Here is an 8213-nt window from a genome sequence, read left to right on the forward strand (position 1 = left end):
CTTATATAGAATATTCCTTAGTGAGGAGCAGACAGTCTGAGCGAGCGGCTGCGATCCATCTGATAGTAGCCGTCCTTCACGTAGTCGGAAAGGCGGCCGGTCTTGAATTTAGTGGGATCGTTGTCAGGCTTGGCAGCATTGGCGGTTAAGATAATATCAAGCGCCATTGCTACATATACGGTGGTGTCACTCATATGCAATACCAGAACGGCTCCTTTTTTCAGCTTGCCATCCGGAGTGTAAATCCCGTTTTTAATGGTATGAACAAGTTCGGCAACACTCTCGGCCTTGTAATCATAGCTGCTGACCGAGCCGGATATAATATAATCATAACCGGCCTCAAACAGTTTTTCAAACCCTGGTTTACTGACAGCTAATGTTGGCGGACGGAAAAAGCGAGTGAGAGAAGGCTTGCCGCCGACCACAACATCACCGGTGACACTGGCCAGTTTCTGATAAGAGGTAGTGACATCCTGAAAAAATTCAGCCGGAGACTGGGTGGGCTTTTGCCTACCGCTTTTAGGATCGCGGAAGCTCATAGGCTGGTGTTTGTCAGAGTGACTGCCAATATCATGCCCCTCTGCCGCAATGGCACGCAACAGGTTGGGATTATGCAAAACATTATTAGTAATAACAAAGAAATTGCCTGCCGCCCGATGTTTACGCAATACATACAGAAGCTTATTGATGGCGGCATCTGTCCCCCAGTCATCAAATGTCAGGAAAATAACCGGTTCCTCTGTATGGATAAGACCATTTTTATCCAAACGGCGCTCTTCCATCTTGGAAAAGCCGTACATGCGGTCTTCCAGGTTTACTTCCGGGCTGCCGATATAACGTTTCATAGCTTCGCTCATAAGCTGTCCCTGCGGCGGAGGGCTGGCGGTATCAACCGGCCTGAGCCGGGGAACCATTTTGTCCAGCGGCACCGGATATTCATAAAGGAACGCCGTATTTTTCAACATGGCCCCAACCGGTTTGATACGATAGGCAGAATCATTGGCCGGATTGGTCACCGGATTGTCAAAAGATACCCGATACGCAATATTGTCAATTTTCCGTTGCTTAATAATTTCCAGCATATCGGCAGTCAGCTTGGGGTTGGTGTAGAAGTCTGTGCGGAAATATACAATCTGCCCCCGGTTTAGGGAATGTACAGCCTTGCCAAATAGTTCGCCCATTACCTGTTCAGCGGTTTGATAGTCCTTATGTTTGGATTGTACGGCATTGAAGGATTGGGCGACTAATCTGCCGCCCACGCCGGCGACTGCCTGCCGGGTTGCATCGGTAATTGCTCCTGAGGACTGATGAACAAGCGTCGTTTTGATGCCAAACTGGCTTGTGAGCAGAGTAAAGCTCCTCAGCAGGGTCTGCCGGGTTGCCTCCTCTGTTTCCTCATCCTTAGGGCGGATGGAGACACCTATTTCATGGCCGCTATGGATAATTTGGCGTACCAGTTGGGGATAGCGTTTCATTTCAAGTTCAGTAACAAAAAAGGTGGCTTTAATGTTAAGCTTTTGCAAGCGCTCTAATACATACCGCGCCGAAGTTTCATTGGTCAAGCCGCCGAAAGTATAAGCAATCGCAGGCTCGGTGGTATACACTGTTTTGATTTCCTGAGGCGGAGCTTCTGCCGCATAAGCAACCGCCGGTCTAAACAAAGCGGCTAACATCTCGCGGAGTGAGCCAAGCGGCGACACGAAGCCGGTCTTGGGCGGAGCAGTCGGCAGGGAGGGTGCACGATAGGTCTCCATATCAATGGTAGTATAATTGGCTTTTTTAAGGGCGGCTAGCAGATTGTCAACAGCAGTAATAATCTCTTTTTTGTCGGTTTCCGCAACCTTAGGAAGAACCTTTAGACCAGGCTGTTTGTCATAGGCAGGGCGTTCATCGGTTTTTCCTGCCTCCGGCGTGATGGGTTCCTCCATGGAACTAAGCTTCACCGACACAATACTCCCCGGGGAGAGACTTCTGACAAATTGATCGGCAGCAGGCGCGGCTGTTATCTTTTTGACATTCAGATAAACAGTGCTTTTCACCACGCCGGTAATGCCGCAGGCACTGGCTGCTTTAAGCACAGTGTCCGTATAGGCAGTGTCATTTAACTTTAAGAGGGTCGGCGCCCGGTCTGTCGTGACTTTAATAATTTTTTGCGATTTGGCAAAATCACTGACAAGGCGTTCGCCAGGCAACCTTTCCTGTTTGGCCATACCGAACATGGAGTAATTTTCAATTTCATGTCCTGCCTGCTTAATGCCAACGACAATCTCCGGTTCTTGTGCTGTTTGCAAGCCTTCAACAAAGAAAGTGGCCTTAGCATTGTATTTTTGCAATATATCTAGCAATTGCTGGATGGTGGTTTGATCAGACAAGCCATCAAAAGTCAGCGCAATCTGGCGCGCGTTTTTTTTAGCCGGGGAAATAACGGCAGCCTTGGTCTCGTCTTGGCCTAGCTTTTCAAGAGCAAGGGCAATCTCGGTTGTGGCATCATAAGCATCGTCTAAGTCGGTAATGTTTTTGTATTTGTCTACATGCCGCGGCGATGCATCATTGTCCTTTTGCCAAAACCAGAAGGCAAGACCGGCACTTACAAGGATTAGAAACACTATCATAATAATAATTCTAGGTTTCACTCTATTGCCCTCCCATGCAGGCTACAAACTCCAATAGACATAGCCATTTTGCTCCATTTCCTTACGGGAGAATATGCTTTTCACATCAATAATTATACGGGATGAGTCCCTGCGCTCGCCGAACATACGAGCGAAATCAGTTGCTGCAAGCTGCCTGAACGCATCATGTGCCACGAGAAAAACCAGGCAGTCGGCATCGGCGACTTCTGAGAGATTTGCAGGATTCATAGCAAGCTCCCGGTAAAACTCGCCGGTATCAACAACCGGATCAATAATCTTCAGATTCATTCCATAGGCGGCCAACTGATGGTAAATCTCCGCCGCCTTGGAATTGCGCATATCAGGACAATTTTCCTTGAAGGTGACACCAAAGATATACACCTTGGCCTCTTGCACATTTTTGCCGGCCAGAATCAGATGCCGGATGACCTTGTCAGTAACGAAGCGGCTCATTACATCATTGATACGGCGACCGGCGCTAATAATCTGGGAGTGATAGCCAAGCATTGTCGCTTGATAAATGAGGTAATAAGGATCAACACCAATGCAGTGGCCGCCTACCAGCCCCGGCTGAAACCCGAGCGCATTCCATTTGGTATTCATGGCATTAAGCACTTCCTTGGTACTGATTCCAATTCTGTCAAAGGCCATGGCCAGTTCATTCATAAATGCAATATTGATATCCCTTTGCGCATTTTCCGCCAGTTTGGCCGCTTCCGCCACCTTGATACAGGAAGTTTTATGGGTACCGGCGGTAATAACCAGATCATAAATCGCTGCCATAACTTCGGTGGTTGCTGCATTCATGCCGCCAACAATTTTTTGGATATTCTGCAATCGATTCACCTTATCTCCCGGGTTTATCCGCTCCGGGGAATAGCCGATGAAGAAGTCTTTGCCACCGGTAAGCCCGGAGTGTTTTTCCAAAATCGGCAGGCAAATGTCTTCGGTAACCCCCGGATATACCGTTGATTCGAAAATGACAATAGTTCCTGGCGACAGATTTTCGCCGATAATCCGGCTGGCATTGATGACAGGTGCAAGATCCGGGGTTTTATCGCGGTTGACCGGGGTCGGCACAGCAGTAATGATAACACCGGCCTCCTTGAGGCGCGAGGGATCGGCCGTAAAGTCCATAGTGACGGCCGCAAGCTTGTCGTTGCCCACTTCCTGGGTTGGATCAATCCCTTGTTTGTACAGGGCAATTTTTTCCTGAGCAATATCAAAAGCAATGGTGCGAACCTTGTCGGCAAAGGCAACAGCCAGCGGCAACCCCACATAACCAAGACCGGCTACGGCCAAGGCCTTTTCGCCTGTTTGTAGTTTTTGTAAAATATTATAAGGCATATTCCGCTCCCTTTTTATTTATTAGAAAAGTAATGTGTCAGATATGTCCACCATGTATCGGCTTTTTCATTGGTCACTTTATCGGTCAGACGGTAATGTTCTATGCCGAAGATCAAGTCTTCTTGCAAGGTGTAATTGGCACCTAAACCCCACCCTTTAAAGCCTTCCATCCGGTTGCCTAGACCGTTCATACCATGGGAGAAATAAGTATAGCGCGGTTGGTCGTAATAGTTGGCAAATAAAGAATAGGTATGAGGCCGCCAGCTTTTCAATTCACCGTAATCAAGACTTAAGACATAGCCTGTCTTGTTTCCCTTTGCATCAGCCATATTAGATCGCAAGAGCCTTCCACCCAGGCTGAAATTGCTGAAATTGTATTTTCCGCTTACGGTTTTGATGGTATGCGTTTTATCACTATCCATCAGCTTTATACGAATCAAATCAGGAATCCCAACACCAATTTCTTCGTTGAGCCGTTGAGCGTAAACTCCGGCCTCCAGATCATAATCATAATCGCTGTAACGAGCTGTACCGATCGCTGTAAGCTCATTATCCTTGACATAGTCCAAAAAAAACGGTATTCCTGCAACTGAACCCGTCCCTATTATAGACCTGGTCTTTTCATCGTTGGTATAACCCAAGGCAGCAATATACTTTACCACCTTGCCGAAGTCAGCGCGGACACCGGTAAAACCGCTGTCGTAGATATTGCCGTCAGCCATAAGGTAGCTGAATTTCCCGGCCGTAAGCCTGGTTGCTCCCGTCTTGCCCTCAACATAGTAGCGGGTAAGATCAAACATGTTATCATAATTCTTAATGTTTTGCTTAGCTTCCCCTCTGGCATAGAAACGCCAATCCTGATTCAGGGCAGTATCGGCACCCAGATAGAACCGCAGGCCAGAATTATCCTTATCCAGGCGTTCAGAGCCGCTGTTTGCCGCATAATGGTACCGAAGTTCGGTTGAAAGATTCAACTTTTTGCCCACTGGCGGCTTGGTCTGTCCCACCTGCATCAAATCATCAATCAAAGAATTGTAGGTTGCCTGTGGCAGATCGTAAGGATTGACCACGCCGGTAGCAGTACTGCCAAACACTGGTGCAGGGGCTGACTGCACATAGGCACTTGACCTGTAGCCCTCCTCCAAGGGCGGATTGGCACTAATCGGGTTGTTCCTGGCTGGTGCACTATATGCCGCCTGCCGACTGGCAGGACTACTGGCTGCAGCCTTGTTAAAACAAACAGCGGCATTTGCCACATCCCTTTGCTCCATGTAGGCAATACCAATATATCCATAGGTTTCACCGGCAAAGGCACGTGTACGGTTTTTCTCATAATATTGAATAATACCTTCATGATCGTCAAGCTGATTCAGCAGCCTTACAAATTCATCAGGTGAAGGAACCTCTGAACCTGAGTCCAACAATTCCTTCAGAATAGCTGCCGCTTGTGCGAATTTTTTTTCTGCCATCAACTTTACGGCAAATGCATAGACATATTCTTCCGCCTTTTTCGCTTCAGTGGGAGAAGAGAAAAGAGCCGGAGCACTTGTTGGCATCATTGCTGCCTCAACAGGAAGAGCCCCGGTTGCAACTAAAAAAAGGATTAGTGATTTAACGAAAGTTTTATTTGTCATCATGCGACCCTCTGTGATTTAGTAAAAATTTAAACATAGTTGACTCTGTCCTTATAGTTGATAGTACTTTCTATACCGGCAGTTATCCTGGAATAATATGTATTAAAGGAATAATTGATTAATATAAGTACTATTCATTAATACTTTTTATCTTAATAATAACAGACACGAAAGTCAACTTCCATTACCTGGAAGGATAGTAAATATCCCCCGATTTGTCTTCGGAGGATATTCTAATTGGTGGCATTATACAGTAAATTTCGCTGCCGCCGTCTGCAAGTCATTGGCGAGAACGGCCAGACTTTGACTAGAGGATGCTACTTCCTGCATTGAGGCTGATTGCTCCTCAGTGGCTGCCGATACTGTTTGTGATTCTGCCGCCGCATGTTTACTCAAAGCATCAATTTTTTCAATGTCAGTCACCAGTTCCTGATTACTGCTAGCCATCTGGCTGATGGACTGGGAAATACCTTTGATTTGATCAGATAACCGGAAGATATCGCCGGTAATCGTAGTAAAGGTTTCACCGGTGGCCTGCACCAGTGAAATGCCTGTGCGGATACCTTCTGCCCCGGCTTGCGCGGCCACAACAGCCTGATCCATATTAAGCTGGTTTTGTTGAATAAGTGTACCAATCTTCTGTGCGGCCTGGTTCGACTCTTCTGCCAGTTTCCTGACTTCTTCGGCAACTACTGCAAAACCGCGTCCCTGCTCTCCGGCTCTGGCTGCCTCAATAGCGGCATTTAACGCCAGGAGGTTGGTTTGTTTGGCAATGGCGGAAATCAAGGTTACAATTTCACCAATTTCACTGGAACCTTTACTCAGCTCTGTTATCGCCATTTCCAGCGCCGCCGATTCTCTGCCGATTTCATTCATTTGTGCTACCGTCCGCGCAACTGCCTCCCGCCCCTGTTCTGCCGCCTGTGATGTTGTAAGTGCAATAGTATTCACATCCTGGGCAGCAAGCGAAATCTGTTCCGTCCTGGCGGCTGTTTCCTGCGCTACGGTAGTAATATTACCGGCAAAGGATGACTGGCTTGCAGTATCTTCGGCAATTTGGGTAATCGATCCGGCCACTTGGTTAGCAGCCTCTGCCGACTGCTGCGCACTGGCAGTCAGTTCCTCACTGGCAGCAGCCAATTGTACCGATTGGGATAACACCTTGGTTACCAACGTGTGTAAGTTGGTACGCATAGCTTGAAAACCTTGTGCCAGCTGGCCGATTTCATCATGGGAAGTAACCGCTGCCTGCCGTTCCCTAAGGTCACCATCTGCCAATCGCAGGCATTCATCACGAATCAGTGTCAATGGCGCAGCCAGGCGGTTACTCATAATACTGATAAAGGCAATAGCCAGCCCAAGGCAGACCAGTGCCCCCAGCAGCATGGCCTGTGTCAGTGATGATACTGCCTGATTTGCTTCGGCTTCCGGTGCAGTCACAACCATGACCCAGCGTTTTTCTCCCGGCAGATCGATGGGTGTAAATACGCCGATTCTGGTAACACCGTCCGCAAACCGGTAGATACCTTTAACCTGTTGTCCCTGTTTAGCGGCTGCTGTGAACAGGGCGAGGAAGCGGTCGTCTAGTTCGGTTTCTTTTAACTTAAGTTCAGGATTAACTTTTTTCTCGGCAAAATTCATTTTACCTACAACTTCCGGTAACCGGGGATGTACAAGGATACCACCGGAAGCATCAGCAATGACGCCATACCCGGTATCTTGAAACCGGATATCTGCAATCAGCCCTCCGAGTTTCTCCATGGAAATAGTACCTGTTAATACGCCGGTCAACTGTTCATTAAAAAATACCGGTACAGCCACATTAACGCTGGTTTTGCCAGTGGTTTTAGAAAGCAGTACATCGGAGACCACATTTTTCTTGGTAGCGATAACCTGTTTGAAGTACTGGCGTTCACTGAGATCAAAGGTAGTGCCATTAGGACGGACCGCAGCACCGCTAGGCGAAATATAGGTGACATTCTCCAAAGCGCCCAAGTGTTTGGCACATTCCGCTAATGCTGCTACCAGCTGCTGTTGGTCGGTAGGATTATGTATAGCCTTTATGGCAGAAAAAGAATCAAGGTGTAAGATAGCGTCATTGACATGAGCTTGTACCCGGCTGGAATAATCATTGCTTACCGCCATAGCTTCTTTGTCAACACTTTGACTCAAAGCCTCTTGGGAAAAATAGTAACTAACCCCTGTCAAGGCTCCGAAGGACAACAAAAAAAACGGCAGCAAAATAACAAGCAGCCTCATCTTCATACTGGTAATTTTCACGATTAGTCATCTCCTAAATAAATGGAAGTATGTGTTCATTCTATCACATCTCGCCCACAGCCTCCATTACCTAAAAGGATAAAGAAACTGCCCAGTGATTATCCCTGAAGCACAATCCTGCAGGTACATATTGTAAAAAGGCTGTGGAATTCCTACGATGGGTTATCTACAGCCCTTTTTACAGTAAGTGTAGCAAACAAAAAACGCATTCATTTTCATGAATGCGTTTTAAGATTATAATGTGGCTCCTCGAGTAGGACTCGAACCTACGACCGATCGGTTAACAGCCGATTGCTCTACCAACTGAGCTATCGAGGAA

At 47.4% G+C, this 8213-nt stretch carries 4 protein-coding genes and 1 tRNA gene; all 5 read right to left on the reverse strand.

Annotation, left to right across the window (positions count from 1 at the left end; all coding sequences use genetic code 11):
* Positions 1-17 precede the first annotated feature (17 nt).
* The 5 genes from GT1_RS10290 to GT1_RS10310 all read right to left on the reverse strand — a co-directional run bounded on the left by GT1_RS10290 (position 18) and on the right by GT1_RS10310 (position 8212).
* Complete coding sequence (locus tag GT1_RS10290; RefSeq protein WP_223226166.1) at positions 18-2633, reverse strand: polysaccharide deacetylase family protein; 2616 nt, start codon at positions 2631-2633, stop codon at positions 18-20.
* 21 nt (positions 2634-2654) lie between these two features.
* On the reverse strand, positions 2655-3980 hold the full coding sequence (locus GT1_RS10295) for a nucleotide sugar dehydrogenase (RefSeq protein WP_188398614.1): 1326 nt from the start codon (positions 3978-3980) through the stop codon (positions 2655-2657).
* Between the two features lie 14 nt (positions 3981-3994).
* Complete coding sequence (locus GT1_RS10300; RefSeq protein WP_188398615.1) at positions 3995-5539, reverse strand: tetratricopeptide repeat protein; 1545 nt, start codon at positions 5537-5539, stop codon at positions 3995-3997.
* 321 nt (positions 5540-5860) lie between these two features.
* A complete protein-coding gene (locus tag GT1_RS10305; RefSeq protein WP_188398616.1) occupies positions 5861-7894 on the reverse strand; it encodes a methyl-accepting chemotaxis protein in 2034 nt (677 codons plus the stop codon).
* A gap of 242 nt (positions 7895-8136) precedes the next feature.
* Positions 8137-8212: transfer RNA gene (locus tag GT1_RS10310), tRNA-Asn, on the reverse strand.
* Position 8213: the final 1 nt, after the last annotated feature.

The organism is Sporomusa sp. GT1 (genome assembly GCF_014634905.1).
Classification (GTDB): domain Bacteria; phylum Bacillota; class Negativicutes; order Sporomusales; family Sporomusaceae; genus Sporomusa; species Sporomusa sphaeroides.